Below are 20,169 nucleotides of genomic sequence, written 5' to 3'. Positions count from 1 at the left end.
AAGCACCACAGGTGTAGCATGACCAAGCAGAAGTTCACCCGGACCAAGCCCCATTGCAATGTGGGCACCATCGGCCACGTCGACCATGGCAAGACGACGCTGACCGCGGCGCTCACCAAGGTCTCGGCAGACCGAGGCTGGGGAGCTTTCGTCTCGTATCAGGACGTGGCCCGCGCCTCCGCCGTCCAGGGCACGCGTGATGCCTCGAAGATCCTCACCATCGCCTCCGGGCATGTGGAGTTCTCGACTGGGAATCGCCACTACGCCCATGTCGACTGCCCCGGCCATGCCGATTATGTGAAGAACATGATCACCGGCGCGGCGCAGATGGACGGCGCGATCCTGGTGGTCTCGGCCCTGGATGGCGCCATGCCGCAGACGCGCGAGCACATCCTCCTGGCGCGCCAGATCGGCGTGCCCCGCATCGTGGTGTTCCTCAACAAATGCGATGCGGTGGAGGATCCTGAGCTGATCGACCTGGTCGAGCTCGAGATCCGCGAGTTGCTGACGCGGCAGAACTACGAAGGCGACAAGGTGCCCTTCATCCGCGGTTCCGCCCTGCAGGCCCTCAACGGGGTCAGGGGCGAACTCGCGGATGAGGCGATCCTCCGGCTCTTCGAGGCGCTGGACAGCACGATCGAGCTGCCCGAGCGCGCCGAGGACAGGCCCTTTCTGATGCCGATCGAGAGCGTGCGCACCATCTCCGGCCGGGGCACGGTGATCACCGGCCTGATCGCGCGCGGTGCGGTCAGGCTCGGGGACGAGGTCGAGCTCGTCGGCTTCGGCGCCCGTCGCAAGACGGTGGTCACCTCCATCGAGACCTTCCAGAAGATCCTGGACCAGGGTCTCGCCGGGGAGAATGTAGGCTGCCTCCTGCGCGGCGTCGAACTCAAGGAAGTCCGGCGCGGCCAGGTCCTGGCGAAGCCGGGCACGGTTGAGCCGCATGCCCGCTTCGAGGCCGAGGTTCACGTCCTCAGCAAGGAAGAAGGCGGGCGGCATACGCCCTTCTTCGGCCATTACCGGCCGCAGTTCTTCTTCCGGACGGCCAACGTCACCGGCAGCATCGAACTGCCGCCGAACGTCGAGATGGTGATGCCCGGCGATACCGTCGTGCTCACCATCGCCCTCAACCAAGCCATCGCGCTCGAAGCCAATACGCGCTTCGCCATCCGCGAGGGCAACCGCACGGTGGGGGCCGGCGTGATCAACCGGCTGCTCGACTGAGGGCAGCAAAGCGGAGGGCGGGCGACTGCCCTCCGCATTCAACGTGGACTTGGACTTTCAGGACAGAGCGCGACCGGCCTTCTCTCCTTGCAGGACCTGGCACTTCCTTTTGAAGTGCCTCGGGTGGCCGAGTGCAACGAGGCCGGATGAGGGGTGTTAGCAAAAAGCCCGCAAGGCAGTGTTTCTCCCCTCATCCGGTGCTTCGCACCACCTTCTCCCGCAAGGGGAGAAGGCTGGTCGCGCCTCATCCGGCCCGCTCCTGACCCGCTCCGATCGCCGACTCCAGAAGGGTGCGCACCGAGGTTTGCAGATGCTCTTCGAGCCGCATCTGCGCTTCTTCGATCACGCCGGATTTCAGGGCAGTGAGGATGCTCAGATGCTCGGCCAGCGCCGTGCGGTAGCGCTCGATCTCGTCGTCCTTGCGCCACTGATAGTGGTAATGGAAGACGAAGGACACCACGTCATAGAAGCTCGTCACGAAGCGATTGTTGAGCTGATCCACCAGGAAGCGGTGGAAGCGACGGTCGAGTTGCGGAAACTGGCGGATGACCTCGTCCCCTCCCCGGCTCATGGCCTCGTGGGTCTCGATCAGCCGGCCGATCTCCCGCCACACCGGATCAGCGCTGCTGCGTTGCGTGAAAAGCCGGATAGCCTCGATCTCGAAAGTGCGCCGCGTTGCCGCAAGCTCACGGGCGAAGGGGGCATCGAAGGCGCAGAGCCGCCAGCCTCCGCGCGGCGCCTTCTCGACCAGGCCGTAGCGTGAAAAACCGATCAAGAATTCGCGCACGCTCACCGTACTGGCGCCGAAAGTCCGTGCGAGTTCAGCCTCCGAGAAATTGCGTCCAGGCATCAGATCCCCGGCGACAGCCATTTCGAGGAAGCGCCGTTCCACCAGATCCGAACGGCTCTCGGTTTCGGCCACGCCGAAATAATCCGAGGCCAACGGCAGTCGGTGCAGCAAGGTGCGCCGGCCGTCGCGCCGGACCAGCCCCGCTTGTTCCAGGCCTTCGAGGGCCGAACGCATCGCCGTACGGCTCACGCCGACCTCACGCGCCAGCACCGCCTCCGGCGGCAGCAGCGCGCCGGGCTGCAGCTTCGCCATGATGTCGAGGGCCAGATTGGTGGCCTTCATCGAGACATTGCGCGGGCGCGGCATCGCCGTTCCTCAGGATTACAGTCGCATTTCGTTGTCGCTCGACGTCTGGTCGTCGCTGCGTGGCCCGCATAGATGCGATTCACGGCTGCACAATCAAGCAAGAGCTGAGATAGCCGGCCCAATGCGGTCGCGGCGCTTTGTGCCCTTGTCGCCCCCAGCAGTGCATGCTAGTGTTCTCTATAAATAAAAGACACCTATACAACAAGGGTGTCCGAAGCAAAGCGCGTTTTGGCTAAACCGCGCTTTGGCTCGCACTTCGGTTCGACGCGTCTTTGCGATTCGAGGCGATGCCCTCAAATCGCAAAACACTTTTGGAAACGCACAATGCTCGCCACCCGGCTCGAACCGAGTGATGCCGCGCTGGAAGCGCGTGGTATCTCCAAGCGGTTCGCAGGCGTCCCCGTCCTTGATGATGTCGACTTCTCGGTCGCGGCCGGGGAGGTGCATGCGCTCGTGGGCGAGAACGGCGCCGGCAAGTCCACCTTGATGAAGATCGTCAGCGGCATCCTGACAGAGTTCGACGGCAGCCTGTTCAGTCGCGGTCTCGGCCTTCGCTTCACGTCGGTGCGGGAAGCCCAGGCCGCCGGCATCGCCATAATCCATCAGGAACTCAACCTCATTCCCGAGATGACCGTGGCCGAGAACATCTTTCTCGGCCGCGAACCGCGTATCGCCGGACTGTTCGTCGACCGCCGCGGCCTTGCACGCGCTGCTGGCGACCTGCTCACGGGCTTCGGCGTTTCCCTCGATCCCGAAGCGCGCGTGGGATCGCTGCGGGTGGGCGAGCAGCAACTGGTCGAGATCGCCAAGGCGCTTTCGCTGGAAGCCCGGGTCCTGATCATGGACGAGCCGACCTCGGCCCTGTCGCCGAGCGAATGCGAGCGCCTGTTCGGCATCATCCGCAAGCTTGCCGCCTCGGGCGTGGCGATCGTCTATATCAGCCACCGCATGGACGAAGTTTCCCTGCTCGCCGATCGCGTCACGGTGATGCGCGACGGGCGGCGCGTGCTGACGGCTGCCATGGCGGAGCTGACGCCCGAGCGCATCATCGCCAGCATGGTCGGCCGCGATCTCAGCCTCGCCACGCCGCCGCACACGCCTGACCGCTCGGCGGAGGCCCTGGCCGTGCATGGCCTCGGCCTCAGCCTGCCCCAGGCGCGGGGCGGCTGGAAACGCGTGTTGCGCAACGTGTCCTTCGGCCTGCATCGCGGCGAGATCCTCGGCATCGCCGGCCTGCTCGGCTCCGGCCGCACCGAGATCCTGGAAACCATCTTCGGGGCCACCACGGGGCGCCGTGAGGGCCGGATCCTCGTCGACGGTGTCGAGGTCCGGACCGACAATCCGCGCCAGGCCATCCGGCACGGCCTCGCTCTGGTGACGGAAGACCGCAAGGCGACGGGGCTCCTCTTGCACTCGGCCATCCGCGACAACGTTTCGCTGCCCTCCCAGCCGCTGCTGCGACGCTTCGGCCTGCGCGATGACCGGCAGGAAACCCGGCTTGCCCGCGAGGCGATCGCCAGCCTTTCGGTGCGTTGCCGCTCGCACGAGCAGGTCGTGGCCGAACTTTCCGGCGGCAATCAGCAGAAGGTGGTGATCGGCAAATGGCTCGCCATCGGTCCGCGCATTCTGCTGCTCGACGAGCCGACACGCGGCATCGACATCGGCGCCAAGAAGGAGATCTATGACCTCATCTTCCGCCTCGCCGGACAGGGCATGGCCATCCTCGTCGTCAGCTCCGAACTGCCCGAACTGCTGTTGCTCTCCGATCGCGTGCTGGTCATGCAGGAAGGGCGCCAAGCCGGGATCCTCGAACGCCGGGAGGCCAGCGAGGAAGCGATCATGACCCTTGCCTCGCCTCGACGGTCGGCCGCCCTGCCCGAGCCCACCGGCATTCCACCTCGCCCGCCTGCCCCCAATATGCCGTCAATGAGCCGTCAATGACCTTTCTGAGACTTCTGTCGCGGACCAAGCTGTATTGGGGCCTCGCCGCGCTCTTTGCGATCGGCGTGGCCTTTTCGCCGGTCACTTCCAAGGGGCGGAACATCTTCCTCACCTCCGGCAATCTCTCGGACGTGCTGCGCCAGGTCTCGATCACCGGCCTGGTCGCCGTCGGCATGACCATGGTGATCCTGATCGGCGGCATCGATCTGTCCGTCGGCTCGATCCTGGCCCTGGGCACCGTGCTGGCGGCATTGCTGCTCACGCAGCCGGGCTTCACCGTGGCTGCAGGCATTGCTCTGCCCATCACCTTCCTGGTCGCGATGGTCGGGGTCGCCCTGATCGTCTCCTTCATCTCCGGGCAGGTCGGCACGGGCAGATCGGCCGCGACGTCAACGCCGATCCACCCAAGCCGCCGTAGATCGGCGCTCTCGGCAGTCTGGCTCCCTGTCGCGGCTGGCATCGTCGTCGCCGGCCTGTTGACGCTCTGGCTGGCCTCCCAGGCTGGCAGCCAGTTCGGCATGCCCGGCGTCCTGATTGCCGTCTCCTGCGTCGGGCTTGCGGTCGGCGCGCTCAATGGCGCGATCATCGTCAGCGGTCGCCTGCAGCCCTTCATCGTCACCCTGGCAATGATGGTCACCATGCTCGGCCTCGCCCGCCTGGTCGCCGGCCAGGACAGTGCCGTGGTCGCGGTCTATTCCGGTACCAACGCCACAGCCGACATCGATCTGCTGCGCGCCGTGCTCTGGGGCGTGTTGCCGGTGCCGGGCCTGTTCTTCCTGGCAGCGCTTGCGCTCTTCATGGTGGTGCTGAAATTCACCGCCTTCGGCCGTTATGTCTATGCCATCGGCGGCAATGAGGAGGCGACGCGGCTGTCCGGCATCGCCGTCACGCCGGTGAAGATCTCCGTCTACGCCTTTTCCGGCATGCTCGCCTGCATCGCCGGCGTGCTCTATGTGGCGCAATACCGCCAGGGCAAGCCCGATGCCGGCGTCGGCCTCGAACTCGACGCCATCGCGGCCGTCGTGATCGGCGGCACCAGCCTGATGGGTGGGCGCGGGAGCCTGGCCGGCACGCTGGTCGGCGTGCTCATCTTCGGCCTGCTCACCAATATCCTGCAGCTTCACAACATCTCCACCAACGTCCAGTTGGTGATGAAGGGGCTGATCATCATCCTCACCGTGCTGCTGCAGGAACGCAATCTTGGCCAGATCTTCGCGTCGCTCCGGGCGAGCCCGCAAGCCGAGGCGCAGGATGAGAAGACCTATAACAAGCTGGAGGAAACCCCATGATCAACCGCCGGAACTTCATCCACGCCGCGCTCGCCAGCGGCGGCGCCATGCTGGTCCCCTTGGGCTGGGCGCCGCGCGCCCTTGCCGACGACAAGAAATATACGATCGGCTTTTCGCAGGCGACGACGCTCGAGCCCTGGCGCGTGCAGTTCAACAAGGACTTGAAGGCCGAAGCCGGGAAGCATCCGAACGTCAACCTGCTGATGGCCGACGCCGAGGACAAGACCGAAAAGCAGGTGGCCGACACCGAGAGCTTCATCACCCAGGAGGTCGATGCCATCCTGATCAGCCCGAAGGAATCGGCCGGCCTGACCGCCGTGGTCGAGAAGGCGATGGACGCCAAGATCCCGGTCTTCGTGCTCGACCGCAACGTCAATTCCGAGAAATACACCCAGTGGATCGGCGGCGACAACGTGGTGATCGGCCGGGCGGTCGGCGACTTCGTGGTCAAGACGCTGGGCGGAGCCGGCAAGGCCAAGGGCAATGTGGTCGAGATCTGGGGCGGCCTCGGCACACAGGCAAGTCATGACCGCTCCAACGGCTATCACGAGAAGGCGGACAAGGAGAGTGGCATCAAGCATCTCCTGAACCAGCAGTCGGCCGACTGGAAGCAGGCCAAGGCCTATGAGGTGATGTCGACGGCGTTGCGCAATTTCGAGGACATCAATCTGGTCTACGGCCACAACGATCCCATGGCCTATGGCGCCTATCTGGCCGCCAAGGATGCCGGCCGTGAAAAGAACATCCTGTTCGTCGGCGTCGACGCCCTGCCCAATGAGGGCGTCAAATACGTCCATGACGGCGTGCTCGCGGCGACCTTCGTCTATCCCACGCCCGGCGCCGAGGGCCTGCGCCAGGCCCTGAAGGTCCTGGGAGGCGGGACGGTCGAGAAAAAACTGGTGCTGGATACCCAGACCATCACCAAGGACAATGCCGACACAATCCTGAAGGCGAACGGATTGCTGTGAGGTAGTCTAGGCGGAGAAGGCCTCGCCTTCTCCGCGCCGGCAACGCCAAGGCTGGGACCGCGGACGTCTCGTCCGCCTCTTGGAACCACCGCATATGCAGGAAAGCAAGAAGCGGACGAGACGTCCGCGGTCCCAGCCGCTCTGCCTGCCTACCCCAGCCGCATCAGCACCAGTCCGCCCAGGATCAGCAAGGCCGAGAACCCGCGCACCGGCGTGAGGGGTTCCTTCAGGAAGACCATGGCGATCAGGCCGCCGAACAGCACGCTGGTCTCGCGCGTGGCGGCAACCAGGGCGATGGGCGCCACCGTCATCGCCCAGATCACGATCCAGTAGGCGGCGAGGGACATCGCTCCGCCGGCAAAGCCCGGCACCAGGAATTTCAGGGCCGGCCGCACGCCCGCCCAGCCCTTGCGCCACAGGCAGATCACCAGCATCGGATAGGCATCGAGCGCAAACAGGGCGGCCGCATAGGAATTCGGGCTTCCCGCAGCGCGGGCACCGATACCGTCCACGATGGTGTAGAGCGAGATGGTGACGGCGGTGAGCAGGGCGTAGATCACGGCTGTCCGGCTCGGGACCAGCGAACCGCGCTGCCCCTTCAGCGAGATCAGCAGGACCCCGAGCCCGAGCACGGCAATGCCGGCGACATTGCCCCAGGTCATGGGATCATGAATGAAAGCCAGGGAAATCGCCGTAGTGGCCAGCGGTGCCGCACCGCGCGCGATCGGATAGACCTGGCTCATGTCGGCCCGCCGATAGGCCTCGGCCAGAAACAGGTAATAGGCCAGGTGGAGGGCGGTCGACAGCGCCACCCACACCCAAGCCTCCTCGTTGGGCAAGCCCGTGATCGCCAGGGCCGGCAAGGCGATGATGCCGCAGGACACAGCGATCAGCGTCATCGCCAGGAAAGGGTCGAGCTTGATCTTGACCAGCGCATTCCACCCGGCATGCAGGGCCGCCGCAGCAAGCACGGCCAGGAAGACGGGGAGTTGCAATTCCATGGGACAGCGACTTCGAGACGAGGGGCACCGACCGGCGACGGCAATGGTGCTGGCCGGTGGCGCACGATAGAGGGACGGGCAAAACGCCAAGCGAATTTCACCAGCGCTTTCAGTGCCCTCCTTCTCATCATGACAGTTTGATGTCAAAGCCGCTTCACGGGGTGCGACGTTTCGCGTGCGCCTTCAGGCCGCAACCCAAACCAGATTGTCGTTGGAGAGAACGGATTCGCCGGACCAGCGATAAGCCGTCAGCACGCCACCCTTGGCGACGCTGAAATCCAGGCACGACGCGGTGGGCGACAACAATTGCGGCCGGCCCGACAGCCAATAATGGCCGAACATCACGGGTATGGCTTCTTCATAGCGGCATTCGGCAGGCACGGGATCGTCCAGCAACTCGCTCCTTCGATCCTCCAGCCCCAGGGCCGCCAGCCGGAAAGTCGTGGCCTCCCGATCCCACCAGCGCAGGCGAGCCTCATGCCTGGTGTGGCCGTCTTTGTCGCGGAAAGAGTGCCCGCTTGGCAGCCGCACTTCCGGTCCCTTGAGCAGGACATCGGCGGCGAGATGCTCCGGCGTGCCGCTGCGATAGGCTTTGCGCAGGCCCTCCCCATGAAAGCGTCCGGCCGAGTCGAGGCAGGTTGCGGCAAGGCAGGCCTGCGAAGCGGCGTGCCAGCACGCATGCACGATCCGCAATCCGCCGAGATCGAGCCACACCGGCAGCGAGGCAAACCAGGCCAGCGCCTCGTGGTGGCCCCGCGATCCCTCCCCGATCTGCGCCAGAAAGGCAGCATGCTGCTTTTCGTTCTTTTCGGAATGGGACCGCAGGAAGCCGCCTGCGCCGTCCGGCGTGGCCCAGCCGAGTGCATTGAACTCGTGATTGCCCATGACCGCCCGAGCCGTGCCCGCCCCCGCCATGGCACGGACGACGCGGAGAACCTCGACCTGTTCCGGTCCCCGATCGATGAAATCGCCCAGGAAGATCACCGAGCGCGAGGCATGCCGATGGGCGCCGTCCCGTTCGCGATAATCCAGCCTCGCCAGTAGCCTGTGCAGCGCATCAGCATGGCCATGAATGTCACCGATCACATCATAATTCTTTATCAAGTTATTGATTTTCCTTGTTCATATCGAGACACAAGCGATTACTCGCTTGCCCCCTTCTCCTTCCTGGGACGCCACGCCCACTCTCTCCGGGCGGGCCATGACCGCCGCTTGACAGGGAATGGCTGCCCGCGCCAAGGTAAGCCATGGCCATCTTGCGCATCACCTTCGCCGTTTCCAAACAGCGCCTCCACATCGGGGGCAGGTGATCGCGCGCGCCATCAACAGCGAAGTCAGATCGAAAATGTACCCCGCCGGTTCGACGGGGTTCTTTTTTGCTGCCGTCTCCGGCCAATCGGAGATGATCCATGGAAATCCCCTTTTCCTCCGCGCGTTCCCATGCCTCCCCGCAGGGCCTGTGGCTGCCCTTGATCACGCCATTCCGCGACGGCGCGCTCGATGAGGTTTCGCTCAGGCGTCTCATCCGCCATTACGGCGAGCTCGGACTGGACGGCCTCGTTCTCGCTGGCACCACAGGTGAGAGCCTCACGCTCGACGAGGGTGAAACGCTGCAGCTGGTCGAGGTCAGCGCCGACGAGCTTGCCCGGCAAGGCTACCGACTGCCGCTCTATCTCGGCCATTCCGGCAGCGATACGCGCAAGCTCGCCAAGCAACTTCACCGCCTGGCGGACTGGCCGATCGCGGGCCACCTGATTGCCTGCCCCTATTACAGCAGGCCCTCCCAGGCTGGGCTGGTCGCCCATTTCAACGCACTGGCGAACAGCACCCGGCACTCGATCCTGATCTACAACATTCCCTACCGCACCGGCGTCAATCTGGGCAACGACGCGATGCTCAGGCTCGCCGAACGGCCCAATATCGTCGGAGCCAAGGATTGCTGCGCCGATCCGGCCCAATCGGCCGAATTGCTCCGGCGCCGGCCGCCCGGCTTTTCCGTGCTGACCGGCGAGGATGCCTTCTACCACGCCGCCCTGGCTGCCGGCGCGGACGGTGCCATCCTCGCCTCCGCCCATGTCGAGACCGCCAGCTTCATCGCCCTCCGCGATGCCTTTGCCCGCGGCGACGAGCCGGTCGCCGACGCTGCCTGGCGCGCCCTCGCCGAACTCGTGCCTCTGCTCTTTGCCGAACCCAATCCGGCCGCGATCAAGTACTGGCTCTGGCGAACGGGCCTGATCGACAGCGGCGAATTGCGGCTGCCGATGACGCCGGTGAGCGCCGCGCTCGCCGCCCGCCTCGACGGCACGATAGACCGCCTGAAGCTGGCGGCTTAGCCCTCAACGCCATTCACTTGAGGGGGAAACACTCCGATGCGTCGTAGCCGGGTCAAGCCTCGGCTATGACAAAGGCCTGCGAAATGGAGAACTCTTAAATGGCATGCATTGGACTTAGCCTGCCCCATACTCAGAAGGCCGCCCGCAGGATTGACGGGTCGCGGCGCGGGTGTAGGCTCCATTGCGGATGATGGAGGGGGACAGGATGATGAAACTGGCATCGTGCATCGTGGTGGCAACCGCCCTGATGTCCATCATCCCGGCCTTCGCCCAGGCTCCCAAGAGCACGGTTGCATCCGCCGCCGTGCAGAAGGAATTCAGCGGCTTCATCACCAAGTTTCGGGCTGCGCTGAAGGCCAATGACGCAGCGGCCGTCGCCGGCCTGACGAAACTGCCATTTCAGAACGACAGCGCCATCGCCGACGCCGCGCAGTTCCTCGCCAAGATCTACCGGCCCGATTTCACCGCAAAGACCCGGACCTGCCTGCAACGCGAAAAACCCGTTTATGATCGCGATGGCGACGGCAACGACACCTATTCCATCGGTTGCGGCGAACAGATCTTTGTCTTCACCAGGACGCCAACGGGCTTCCTCCTGAGTGACATCGCCATGAACGATTGACAGGCCCGGCCGGATCAGGCCGCAGCCGACCTTTAGCGCGCCAATGCCGCCTTGCCGCGCTGGCGCCATTTCGGCCAGATCAGCAGCCAGCCGACCAGGACGAGATTGACGACATTCCACAGGAAGCCGTGCAGGAAGGCGAGCCGGTAGGACTGGGTGGCGTCATAGATGAAGCCCGAGGCGAGACCGCCGCAGGCCATGCCGAGCACGGTCGCCATCAGCACCAGGCTGATGCGCGCGCCCGCTTCGCGCGGCGGCAGGAACTGGCGGATGATCACCGCATACATCGGTACGATGCCGCCCTGGAACAGGCCGAACAGGCCCGAAATCACCCAGAGCGAGGAGAGGCTGTTGAAGAAGAGATAGAGCAGCAGCGCTGCCCCCTGCATGGCGGAGCCGATCAGCAGCATTGGCCCGGCACCGATGCGATCGGCGACAAAGCCGGAAGCAAGGCGGCTTACCACGCCCAGGCCCAGCATCAGGGAGATGATCTGGGTGCCGATGGCCACGCCATAGCCGAGATCCCCGCAATAGGCGACGATGTGGACCTGCGGCATCGACATCGCCATGCAGCAGGCAAAGCCGGCTACCACCAGGATCGCCTGCAGGGCATTCGCCGACAGCCCGAGCTCGCCGCGTGCGGCCTCGGTGGCGGCCTCGGCCGCGGCATAGGTGGTGGTGGCAGGACGACGCGTCAGGGCCAGCGCCAGCGGCAGCATGGCGGCCGGCGCGAACAGGCCGATGCCGACATGGGTGGCGCGCCAGCCATAGGCGGACTGGAAATGCTCGATTACCAGCGGCCAGACGGCACCGGCAAGATAGCTGCCCGATGCGGCGAAGGTCACCGCCAACGCCCGGTGCTTGCGGAACCAATGCGAGAGATCGGAGATCAGCGGCGCGAAACCAGCGGCCGAGCCCAGGCCGATCACGGTCGAGAGAGCAGCGAACTGCCAGATATTGGAGGTGGAGGCGGCAAGCACATAACCGGCGCAGAGCAGAGCGGCACCGATCACGATCGGCACGACGATGCCGAGCCTGTCGGCCAGGCGGCCCATCACCACCCCGCCGAAGGCAAAGCCCAGCATGGTGCAGGTATAGGGCAAGGAGGCCCCGCCGCGCAGCGTATCGAACTCCACCTGCAAGGTCGGCAATACGACCACGACCGACCAGTTGCCGACGCAGGCGACCGTACCCAAAATCAAGGTGAGAACAAGACGCAGCCAGGAATAGGCGGAATCGACATCGCCAGGCCTTTTGGCCTCACGGGGCAAAGCTGACACGGGGAGTTTCCTCGTTCCGGAATATTATCCTGAATATGCATGTTTCGCCGACCGGACGGCGTGCAATGGTCAGGCTATAGCAGCTTCCTCCCCGGCTTCGCCAGATCGATCCAAGCATGGCTGGCCTTCCGGATGGATGCCTCATGCGCTCCCCTGCTGCAGGGCCCGCAATACGAATGCCGCGCGCTCGCCAACGGGCCGCAGCGGCAACGGCACCAGCTCGTAACCGAGACCGGCATAGACCTGCATCATCGCCTCATGCGTTGCCTGTGCCTCTTCCAGGCTCTGCTTGCGCTCGGCATCGCCGGCATAGATCGCCGGCCAGGGTGGGGTGATGAAGACCTGCCGCCGGTAACGGCAAAGCGCTGCAGCCTTGCGAGCCGGCCCAGGCACCGGCAAACCGCAGAGGTGGAGGTAACCGATCACATCGGGGATGCCGCGATCGAAAACCACGAGCCCCTCGGCTGCCTGCGCCTCGCGATAGGAGCGCATGTCGGCGGCAAGCATCAGATCGGCGAAGGCAGCGCGGTCGGCCCATGGCAGGGCATCGCCGCCGATGGCGACCTGGTCCTGGATGATCGCGCGGCCGGCCTCCGGCATGGCCTGGATTCCCTGGGCAACCAGGGCTGATATCAACGTAGTCTTGCCGGATCCGGGACCACCGGTCAGGACGACGAAACGATCGATCTGAGACAAGGCTCGATCTCCTCTTGTGATAGCGCTGCAGTCAGGGGGACCCAGCAAGCATGGCAGGACCCCGTGCGAACGGGGTGCAAGCGGCAGGTCAGGAAAAGGAATTGGAGGGATAACGTCGACCGGCCACTGTCCGGGATGTCGACCTCGAGCGCATGGGCAGAGCACGCCATCGGCCCTGCGACTCACGCGTTAACGCTACACCGCCGACGGTTCGACCGAAACCGCTGCCGCCTCGCCGGCTTTCGGCGCGCTACCTCAACGGCCCAGGAAATCAGGAAAGCGTCGCCTCTCCCATAGAGAGTGTCGGTTGCAGGTCATTTGCTCGACGCCCGAGGCAACACGATGCAGATGAAGAGGGGTACGCCGCTCATGGCGCAACATCACAGGGGACAGTCAGGCATGACAGACAGGATCGGCAGGGTGGGTGCGCAGGGCTTGATCGTGGATCGCCGCGAGCTGATGAAAGGAGCCGCTGCGCTCGGCCTCGGCTACGGCCTGACCGGCATTCTCGGAGGGCCGGCTCTGGCTGCGGAGACGCCCAAGAAGGGTGGCACGCTGCGCATTGGCATGGAGGGCGGTTCGGCTTCCGACACCCTCGATCCGCGCTCCTTCGCCGATTCCATCCCGCTCAACTACGGCTATCAGATCTGGAACGGCCTGATCGAGATCGACAATAACGGCAATGCCGTCGGCGAACTCCTGGAGAGCTGGGAAGCCAAGCCCGGCGCCAAGGAATGGATCTTCAACGTCCGCAAGGGCGTCACCTTCCATTCCGGCAAGACGCTCGATGCCGATGACATCATCTATTCGATCAACCTGCATCGCGGCGACACCAAATCGGCGGCCAAGGACCTTCTGTCGGGCATCACCGAGATCAAGAAGCTGTCCCCGACCCAGATCCAGATCAGCCTGAACGGCGGCAATCTGAACCTGCCCTACAACCTGACCGATTATCACATTCTCGGCGTGCCCAACGGCTTCACCGATTTTTCCAAGCCAGACGGCACCGGCGCCTACAAGCTGGAGACCTTCGAGCCGGGCGTGCGCATCGTAACCAAGAACACCGGCAATTACTGGAAGCCGGGCTGCGGCAATTTCGACTCGGTCGAGCTGCAATATATCGGCGACTCCTCCTCGCGCCTGCAAGCGCTGATCGCCGGCCAGGTCGACGCCATCAACCGTCTCGACCCCAAGACCATGGATCTGGTGACATCCTCGCCCGACGTGAGCGTGGTGCAGACCAAGGGCACCGGCAACCGCTATGCCTTCGTGGCGCTGTGCGACACCGATCCCTATTCGAATGTCGATCTGCGCTGGGCGCTCAAATATGGCATCGACCGCAAGAAGATCGTCGACACCGTCTACCAGGGCTATGCCACCGTCGGCAACGACACCACGATCAGCCCGATGAACAAGTATTTCGCCAAGGACCTGGCGCAGACGCTCTACGATCCGGAGAAGGCCGCCTTCCACTACAAGAAGGCCGGCAGCCCCAAGCTGGAAGTCAAGGTCTCGGAAGGCGCCTATAGCGGCGCCACAGACGCCGCCCTGCTCTACCAGGAATCGATGAAGCAGGCTGGAATCGAGCTCACCGTCACCCGCGTCTCGGCCGACGGCTACTGGTCGAACATCTGGCTCAAGGATCCCTTCTGCGCCGTCTATTGGGGCGATCGTCCCGCCATCGACCTGCAGCTCTCGCAGACCTATCTCTCGGACGCGGCCTGGAACGACACCCATTGGAAGCGGCCGGACTTCGACAAGCTCGTCCTCGCCGCACGCGTAGAGGAAGACGAGGCCAAGCGCAGGGAAATGTATTTCGAGGCGCAGAAGATGATCCATGACGATGGCGGCATGATCTGCTTTGCCGTCAGCGACTATCTCGACGGCTATGCCAAGAAGATGATGGGGACCGCACCCCATCCGCGCTACGACATGTGCGACCAGCGCATTGCCGAAAAGGCCTGGTTCGCCTGAGCCCGAACGCCCCAGCTAGGGCGCCGGTCAGCGCCCTAGAGCGTTTTTCAGAAAAGTTGATAGACTTTTCGATTAATAAAACGCGTTAAAACAAAGAGTTAGAGAGAAAGTGCGGTTCAGAGAAATCGCACTTTACTCTAGCCCCACCAGAAAATGGCGGCGATGATGACGTAGAGGCCGACAAGCGCAGCGCCATCCGCCATGTCGGCCCGGCCATCCGCCGTGACGACCACGCCGATGATGGCCGACAGCATCAGGGCCACCGCCAGCATCGGCGGGATCACCAGGGTGAAGGGCGTCCCACCCATGGCATAGCTGACGAAGACCAGCACCGGGATAAGGGCGAGCGCAACCTGCAGCGACGAGTTCAGGATCACGCTGATGGCGAGTTCGGCCTGGTTGCGCAGAGCGAACTGGATGCCCACGACATTCTCCACTGCGTTGCCGACGATGGCCACGATGACGAGGCCGGCGAAGGCCTGGGAAATGCCGAGCGTCTCGATCGCCGGGTTCAGTGCCTCGACGAACCAGTCCGACACGAACAAGGCGGCGACGCCGGCGAGCGCCAGGATCGTCAAGGCCAGCCAGAGGGGCCAGCCCCCCTCCTGCTGGCCATGCGCCTCGGCCGGCACGGTGCGTTCGCTGCCGCCGAGCATGACCCTTACGGAAACCAGGAAGACGAGAAGCAGGACGCCGGCGCAGACCAGGGCCAGCTTGTCCTCATGGGCGCCCGCCGGCAGGTGCATCACCGAAGCGAGCGTCGGCAGCATCAGCGCGGAAACCGCCAGAAGCAGAAGGGCCGCGATCATGCGCGGTCCTGCCGCATCGAACACCAGCACCTTGTGGCGGACACTGCCCGCGATGAAGGCAATGCCGAGCACCAAGAGGCTGTTGCCGAGAATCGAGCCGATCAGCGAAGCCTGCACCACCTCGATCAACCCGGCGCGCAGCGCGAAGATACACACGCACAGTTCAGGCAGGTTACCGACCGCCGATTGCACGATGCCGGTGGCGGCCGGGCTGAGATAGCGCCCGAGATGGTCGGTGGCCTCGCCGATCAGCGAGGCCAGCCCGGCAAGAGCGACGGCACCGATGACGAAGACGAGGATGTGAGAGGCGCCGGTGTAGTTCGCGATACCTGTGGCGGCCGATGCCCCTCCCGCGATGGCGAGCGTCACGAAATCGCGTTTCGACAGCATGGAACCTCCTGCGAAGCCGTATAGGTTTCATAGCCCGGCGCGGAGACGCAAGGGAAGGTCAATCTTGCCCCGAAGAACAGGCCCCCAGATTGAAGAGCCGTCGCCATTCGCCTGGAAGCAGTGGAGCCGTGCACGGATTTTCCACGCCATGCGGGCTCGACAGGCAACATTCCCGCGCCCTACCTTCCATACCACCATGCCGGAGGGTCCATGCGCGCAACAGTCCTTTTCCCGATCGTGCTTGCGCTGACGGCCGTCCCGGCCCAGGCGGAGAGCCTGCCTCCCCTGCGCCAGGGCGACCTCGTCTTCCAGCAGTCGAAGAGCCCGCAAAGCGAGGCGATCCGCCTGGCCTCGGGCAGCGCCTACACGCATTTGGGCATCGTCGCCCTCACACCCTCCGGGCCAATGGTGATCGAGGCAGCCGATATCGTCCGGCAAACGCCGCTCGAGGCCTTCCTTGCCCGCGGCATGAAAGGCCGCTTCGCCGTCTATCGGGTACGCGGGCTCGATCAAGCCAGGGCAAATGCCGCCATTACGGCGGCACGGACCTATCTCGGCCGCCCCTATGATCTCTATTTTCGCCTCGATCCGAGCGCCATCTACTGCAGCGAACTGCCCTACGAGGCTTTCAAGAGCGCTGGGATCACCCTCGGGCGAATCGATCGTTTCGGTGATCTGTCGGTCCGAAACCCCGCCGTGAAGGCGCTGTTCGCCAGGCGCTGGGCCAGCCATCCCGATTGCAAGGGCAAGGCGGCGAATGCCACGGCCTGTTGGGCCCGGATCCAGGATCAGGGGATCGTCACACCGATCAGCATCGCCCGTGACAACCAGGTCGACCGTGTCGGCGGCAATCTCTAGAGCAAGGCGCGTTTAGACGGAAACGCTGCATTGCTCTAACTCTTTGGTTGACGCGTCTTTGCGATTCTTGGCGATTCCGCCAAATCGCAAAACGCTCTAGCGCGCTCCGGGGCAGGAGATCGTCACATTTCCGGCTTGCCGGACGGCTCGGCTGCAATAGGATGTCATAAAAGCCGTCGTCACCATCGGGAGAAAGCGCTGCCATGGCCCTCTTCGCCGATCGTTTCAAAGGCCGAAGTGCCGTCATCACCGGCGGGGCTTCCGGCATCGGCCTCGCCAGCGCCAGGCGCATCGCCGCCGAGGGCGGCCGGATCATGATCTGGGACGTCGACGCCACGCGCATCGACACCGCGAAGGCGCAGATCGGCCCCGGCACGTTCGGCCTGGTGGTCGACGTCACCAATCCGGAGGCTGTCGAGGCTGCCGCCAAGACCTCCGAGCGCCATCTCGGCCAGATCGACGCCCTGATCTGCTCGGCTGGCGTCGCCGGGCGCAACGCGCCGGTGATCGACTATCCGATCGAGGAATGGAAGCGCATCTTCGAGATCAATGTGAACGGGCTGTTCTATGCCAATCGCTTCATCGCGGCGATGATGAAGAAGCGCGGCTATGGCCGCATCGTCAACCTGGCCTCGATCGCCGGCAAGGAAGGCAATCCCACCGCTTCGGCCTATTCGGCCTCGAAGGCCGCGGTGATCGGCTTCACCAAGGCGCTGGGCAAGGAATTGGCGAAGAGCGGCGTCACTGCCAATGTCATCGCACCGGCCACGATCGACACGCCCATCCTCAAGCAGGTGGCGCAGGCCCATATCGACTACATGCTGTCCAAGATCCCGATGGGCCGCTTCGGCCGGGTCGATGAAGTCACCGCCATGATCGCCTGGCTCGCCAGCGAGGAATGCTCCTTCGCCACCGGTGCGGTCTTCGACGCCTCGGGTGGCCGGGCAACCTATTAAGGCCAAGGCATCGGGTTCGATCAGCCCGCCTCAGCGCCAACGATAGTTGAAGCTCACGCTGATTCGTTCTTCGTCCGCCTGGTTGACCGGCACTTCGTGCCGCAACCAGCTCTCCCACAGCAGCACCGTGCCGGCCTGCGGCGCCTCATAGACGAAGGACCGCTGCTCCTGGGCCGCCTTGGCCTTGCGCGGGGGCGCCGCCATCATCAGGCCGAGCCGCGGATCCTCGAGCTTGAGCGCGCTGGAGCCCTTGGGCGTGGCGACATAATAAGTGCCTGATATCACCGAGCGCGGATGGATGTGCGAGGTATGTACCCCGCCTTCCGGCAGCACATTGACCCAGATGTCGTCGAGCTTGAGCTTGTCGCGGCCGAGATCGAGCTCGAGCTCCTTGGCAAAGGCGGCAACATGGCCATCCAGCACCTTCACCAGTTTCTTGATTGCCGGAAAACGCCAGGGCAGGTCATTCAGCGATGCGTAGGACGTATAGCCGGGATAGCCATGCTTGTAGCACCAGGCCTGCCCGGCCTCATCATCCTCGGCGAGGGAACGGCAGGTCGCGTCGATCTCGGCGAGCGGCGCTTGCGCCTCGTCGAGTTCGGCACGATAGAGCTTGGTGACGAAAAGGGTCTTGATCTCGGCCATGGCCAGGGAGTTGCCGGGCAAGCGCGCGCCTGTCAAGCCACTTGTCGCTTCGTCTTGCGTTCGGCAGCGAAAGCTCGCAAGCCCAACGCCCTGCCGCAATGCCGAAGCCCTCCCCTATTTCTGCCAGAAGGGCTTGGCGATCTCCTCCTCGACCTGCCACTTCTTCATGCCGATATCTTCGATCAAATGGGGATTGGCTTTAGCCATTTCCTCAAGGTCCCTGCGAAAATAGATCCGCTGACGCCAGATCGTGATCATCCCTGGCAGGATCGCCAGACTGCAGAGCCGGCGCAATGTTTTGCTCTCTCCAGGCCATTCCTGATGGTGGCAGGCCGACCCAAGGGCGGGAAAATCGTTCATGGCAACCTCCATAAAGTTCGAGGTCCAAGAGGGTCCCCGATCTGATTGAGGCTGGATTGTGCAAGACACGAACGGCGCCGTACTTAAGCTCTCCCAAATAGTTCTCAAAACTTCCAAATGGGCTATAGATTGCGCCCCATGCAGGGATCGCGCTTTACCTTTGGCCCGTTCGTGCTCGATTCAGGCGCGGGAACGCTTCTTCGGGACGACGCTCCCGTTGCCGTCGGCTATCGGGGGTTGAAGCTGCTTGCGGCGCTGGTCGAAAAGCCGGGCGAGATCCTGGGCAAGGCCGCGCTGATGGATGCAGCCTGGCCCGGCACGGCGGTCGAGGAAGGCAACCTCACCGTCCAGATCGCACAATTGCGCAAGCTCCTCGGCCCGGCCACCGATGGCGGTGAATGGATCGTCACGGTTCCACGCATCGGCTATCGTTTCACCGGTGCCGTCGAAGAACTCGGCCGCGACCAGCCAAAGCCGTTGCCGCTGCCCGGCAAGCCGTCGATAGCGGTGCTGCCTTTCGTGAATGTCAGCAACGATCCCGAGCAGGAATCCTTCGCCGATGGGCTGACCGAAGACCTCATCACCGATCTGTCGGGGATCTCGGGCTTGTTCGTCATCGCCCGCAACTCGGCCTTTGCCTACAAGGGCAAGGCGATGAATGTGCGCGGCATCGCTCAGGATCTTGGCGTACGCTATCTGCTGGAGGGCAGCGCCAGGCGCGCTGCCGGGCGCGTCCGCATCAATGCGCAACTGGTCGACGCGGTGAGCGGGGACCATCTGTGGGCGGAGCGCTTCGACCGCAGCCTGGACGACATCTTTGCCGTCCAGGACGAGGTCACCGGCAAGATCATGGAAGCGCTGCTCCGCCGGCTCCGTACCCCTCCGCCCCGCAATCCGCCCCGGAACCTCGAGGCCTACGACCTGTGCCTGCGCGCCCGCAGGCTGATGGACGATTCACCACAGACCGCGCAGGAAGCCCATCTCATGCTGACGCGCGCGACTTTGCTCGATCCCGATTATGCCGAGCCCTATCGCTGGCTTGCCATGAATCACTGGATGGGATGGGTGCATTCAGGTGGTCCGACCGAGGCCTCCCGTAGCGTCGCGCTGGAGCTGGCGCGCAAGGCGGTGGCGCTCGATCCAAACGATGCCGGCTGCCGCTGGGTCCTGGCCTATCTGCTGGCCTATGACCGCAGCTTCGCCGAATCGGACACGCAATTCGCCAAGGCGATCGAACTCGATCCGAACGAGGCCGACATCTGGGCGGTCCTATCCGACATCTCGGTCCTGGCCGGCCGGGTCGAGGAAGGTCTCGAGCAGATCCGCAAGGCGTTCCGGCTGAACCCGTTTCCGGCAAGCTGGTACTATCTGACGCTGGGGCAGGCGCAATATGCGGCCGGCGACTATGAAGCTGCCGTCGAGACGCTGCGCAGGGACGAGACCTATCGTACGAGTTCACGCCGTTTCCTGGCGGCAAGCCTGGCTCAGCTGGGCCGGCTCGACGAAGCCCGCATAGAAGTCGAACTGTTCCTCGTCGGCAACCCGCATTTCACGATTCGGCACTGGGCCGAGACGGAACCCTTCCGCGATGCCGCCACGCTCGAGCATTTCGTCGACGGCTGCCGCAAGGCCGGCCTGCCAGATTGAGAAACACGATTCGAGAAAAT

General features: G+C 64.2%; 18 protein-coding genes. 10 read left to right on the top strand and 8 right to left on the bottom strand.

Annotated features, from left to right (window positions below):
• Positions 1 to 18: 18 nt before the first annotated feature.
• Positions 19 to 1,224, top strand: a complete 1,206-nt coding sequence (tuf, locus tag BA190_RS20465; RefSeq protein ID WP_068291430.1) for an elongation factor Tu — start codon at positions 19 to 21, stop codon at positions 1,222 to 1,224.
• 244 nt (positions 1,225 to 1,468) lie between these two features.
• On the opposite strand, the gene BA190_RS20460 is transcribed toward tuf, so the two are convergent.
• A complete protein-coding gene (locus tag BA190_RS20460) occupies positions 1,469 to 2,380 on the bottom strand; it encodes a GntR family transcriptional regulator (RefSeq protein ID WP_068291428.1) in 912 nt (303 codons plus the stop codon).
• Between the two features lie 324 nt (positions 2,381 to 2,704).
• Between BA190_RS20460 and BA190_RS20455 the strand changes: the two genes are divergently transcribed.
• From BA190_RS20455 to BA190_RS20445, 3 genes are read left to right on the top strand one after another with little or no spacing between them, the layout of a single operon-like run.
• The gene (locus BA190_RS20455; protein WP_068291426.1) at positions 2,705 to 4,321 is read left to right on the top strand and encodes a sugar ABC transporter ATP-binding protein; all 1,617 of its coding nucleotides are present in this window, start codon (positions 2,705 to 2,707) and stop codon (positions 4,319 to 4,321) included.
• Entirely contained in the window at positions 4,318 to 5,610 is a 1,293-nt protein-coding gene (locus BA190_RS20450) for an ABC transporter permease (protein WP_068291424.1), read from the top strand. The genes BA190_RS20455 and BA190_RS20450 overlap by 4 nt, the downstream gene beginning before the upstream one ends.
• Positions 5,610 to 6,578, top strand: coding sequence for a substrate-binding domain-containing protein (locus tag BA190_RS20445; RefSeq protein ID WP_068291556.1), 969 nt, complete (start codon positions 5,610 to 5,612; stop codon positions 6,576 to 6,578). The genes BA190_RS20450 and BA190_RS20445 overlap by 1 nt, the downstream gene beginning before the upstream one ends.
• 149 nt (positions 6,579 to 6,727) lie before the next feature.
• On the opposite strand, the gene BA190_RS20440 is transcribed toward BA190_RS20445, so the two are convergent.
• The gene (locus BA190_RS20440; protein WP_082979914.1) at positions 6,728 to 7,579 is read right to left on the bottom strand and encodes an EamA family transporter; all 852 of its coding nucleotides are present in this window, start codon (positions 7,577 to 7,579) and stop codon (positions 6,728 to 6,730) included.
• Between the two features lie 183 nt (positions 7,580 to 7,762).
• Complete coding sequence (locus BA190_RS20435; RefSeq protein ID WP_202908495.1) at positions 7,763 to 8,683, bottom strand: metallophosphoesterase; 921 nt, start codon at positions 8,681 to 8,683, stop codon at positions 7,763 to 7,765.
• 305 nt (positions 8,684 to 8,988) lie between these two features.
• Between BA190_RS20435 and dapA the strand changes: the two genes are divergently transcribed.
• Both dapA and BA190_RS20425 read left to right on the top strand, forming a co-directional pair.
• Positions 8,989 to 9,912: a 4-hydroxy-tetrahydrodipicolinate synthase gene (dapA, locus tag BA190_RS20430; RefSeq protein WP_068291422.1), complete on the top strand. Its 924-nt coding sequence runs from the start codon at positions 8,989 to 8,991 to the stop codon at positions 9,910 to 9,912.
• 205 nt (positions 9,913 to 10,117) lie between these two features.
• Complete coding sequence (locus BA190_RS20425; protein WP_245314859.1) at positions 10,118 to 10,534, top strand: hypothetical protein; 417 nt, start codon at positions 10,118 to 10,120, stop codon at positions 10,532 to 10,534.
• Between the two features lie 32 nt (positions 10,535 to 10,566).
• Here BA190_RS20425 and BA190_RS20420 read toward each other — a convergent pair whose 3' ends face one another.
• Both BA190_RS20420 and BA190_RS20415 read right to left on the bottom strand, forming a co-directional pair.
• The gene (locus BA190_RS20420) at positions 10,567 to 11,814 is read right to left on the bottom strand and encodes an MFS transporter (RefSeq protein ID WP_068291420.1); all 1,248 of its coding nucleotides are present in this window, start codon (positions 11,812 to 11,814) and stop codon (positions 10,567 to 10,569) included.
• A 141-nt stretch (positions 11,815 to 11,955) separates the two neighbouring features.
• A complete protein-coding gene (locus tag BA190_RS20415) occupies positions 11,956 to 12,510 on the bottom strand; it encodes an AAA family ATPase (protein ID WP_082979913.1) in 555 nt (184 codons plus the stop codon).
• Between the two features lie 399 nt (positions 12,511 to 12,909).
• Between BA190_RS20415 and BA190_RS20410 the strand changes: the two genes are divergently transcribed.
• A complete protein-coding gene (locus tag BA190_RS20410; RefSeq protein ID WP_082979912.1) occupies positions 12,910 to 14,484 on the top strand; it encodes an ABC transporter substrate-binding protein in 1,575 nt (524 codons plus the stop codon).
• 137 nt (positions 14,485 to 14,621) lie between these two features.
• On the opposite strand, the gene BA190_RS20405 is transcribed toward BA190_RS20410, so the two are convergent.
• Positions 14,622 to 15,683 (bottom strand): calcium:proton antiporter, encoded by a 1,062-nt coding sequence (locus BA190_RS20405; RefSeq protein ID WP_068291418.1) that lies wholly within the window; start codon positions 15,681 to 15,683, stop codon positions 14,622 to 14,624.
• Between the two features lie 210 nt (positions 15,684 to 15,893).
• On the opposite strand from BA190_RS20405, the gene BA190_RS20400 reads away from it, so the two are divergent.
• Together BA190_RS20400 and BA190_RS20395 are read left to right on the top strand one after the other, a co-directional pair.
• Positions 15,894 to 16,541, top strand: coding sequence for a YiiX/YebB-like N1pC/P60 family cysteine hydrolase (locus BA190_RS20400; RefSeq protein ID WP_068291417.1), 648 nt, complete (start codon positions 15,894 to 15,896; stop codon positions 16,539 to 16,541).
• Positions 16,542 to 16,744: 203 nt separating this feature from the next.
• Positions 16,745 to 17,497, top strand: a complete 753-nt coding sequence (locus BA190_RS20395; RefSeq protein WP_068291415.1) for an SDR family NAD(P)-dependent oxidoreductase — start codon at positions 16,745 to 16,747, stop codon at positions 17,495 to 17,497.
• A gap of 30 nt (positions 17,498 to 17,527) precedes the next feature.
• On the opposite strand, the gene BA190_RS20390 is transcribed toward BA190_RS20395, so the two are convergent.
• The gene (locus BA190_RS20390; protein ID WP_245314856.1) at positions 17,528 to 18,163 is read right to left on the bottom strand and encodes a TIGR02466 family protein; all 636 of its coding nucleotides are present in this window, start codon (positions 18,161 to 18,163) and stop codon (positions 17,528 to 17,530) included.
• 93 nt (positions 18,164 to 18,256) lie between these two features.
• Positions 18,257 to 18,502: a DUF1127 domain-containing protein gene (locus tag BA190_RS20385; RefSeq protein WP_068291413.1), complete on the bottom strand. Its 246-nt coding sequence runs from the start codon at positions 18,500 to 18,502 to the stop codon at positions 18,257 to 18,259.
• Between the two features lie 138 nt (positions 18,503 to 18,640).
• Between BA190_RS20385 and BA190_RS20380 the strand changes: the two genes are divergently transcribed.
• A complete protein-coding gene (locus BA190_RS20380) occupies positions 18,641 to 20,149 on the top strand; it encodes a winged helix-turn-helix domain-containing tetratricopeptide repeat protein (RefSeq protein ID WP_068291411.1) in 1,509 nt (502 codons plus the stop codon).
• Positions 20,150 to 20,169 lie beyond the last annotated feature (20 nt).

The organism is Labrys sp. WJW (assembly GCF_001676615.1).
In the GTDB taxonomy this organism is placed as follows: domain Bacteria; phylum Pseudomonadota; class Alphaproteobacteria; order Rhizobiales; family Labraceae; genus Labrys; species Labrys sedimenti.
The sequence above is the reverse complement of the archived record's forward strand: the minus strand, read 5'-3'. Positions and strand labels throughout refer to the sequence as shown.

Excerpts from the sequence above, each read along its gene's own strand:
- tuf (WP_068291430.1), top strand. The coding sequence starts at position 19 with ATGACCAAGCAGAAGTTCACCCGGACCAAGCCCCATTGCAATGTGGGC.
- BA190_RS20460 (WP_068291428.1), bottom strand. The coding sequence starts at position 2,380 with ATGCCGCGCCCGCGCAATGTCTCGATGAAGGCCACCAATCTGGCCCTC.
- BA190_RS20455 (WP_068291426.1), top strand. The coding sequence starts at position 2,705 with ATGCTCGCCACCCGGCTCGAACCGAGTGATGCCGCGCTGGAAGCGCGT.
- BA190_RS20450 (WP_068291424.1), top strand. The coding sequence starts at position 4,318 with ATGACCTTTCTGAGACTTCTGTCGCGGACCAAGCTGTATTGGGGCCTC.
- BA190_RS20440 (WP_082979914.1), bottom strand. The coding sequence starts at position 7,579 with ATGGAATTGCAACTCCCCGTCTTCCTGGCCGTGCTTGCTGCGGCGGCC.
- dapA (WP_068291422.1), top strand. The coding sequence starts at position 8,989 with ATGGAAATCCCCTTTTCCTCCGCGCGTTCCCATGCCTCCCCGCAGGGC.
- BA190_RS20425 (WP_245314859.1), top strand. The coding sequence starts at position 10,118 with ATGATGAAACTGGCATCGTGCATCGTGGTGGCAACCGCCCTGATGTCC.
- BA190_RS20410 (WP_082979912.1), top strand. The coding sequence starts at position 12,910 with ATGACAGACAGGATCGGCAGGGTGGGTGCGCAGGGCTTGATCGTGGAT.
- BA190_RS20405 (WP_068291418.1), bottom strand. The coding sequence starts at position 15,683 with ATGCTGTCGAAACGCGATTTCGTGACGCTCGCCATCGCGGGAGGGGCA.
- BA190_RS20400 (WP_068291417.1), top strand. The coding sequence starts at position 15,894 with ATGCGCGCAACAGTCCTTTTCCCGATCGTGCTTGCGCTGACGGCCGTC.
- BA190_RS20395 (WP_068291415.1), top strand. The coding sequence starts at position 16,745 with ATGGCCCTCTTCGCCGATCGTTTCAAAGGCCGAAGTGCCGTCATCACC.
- BA190_RS20385 (WP_068291413.1), bottom strand. The coding sequence starts at position 18,502 with ATGAACGATTTTCCCGCCCTTGGGTCGGCCTGCCACCATCAGGAATGG.
- BA190_RS20380 (WP_068291411.1), top strand. The coding sequence starts at position 18,641 with ATGCAGGGATCGCGCTTTACCTTTGGCCCGTTCGTGCTCGATTCAGGC.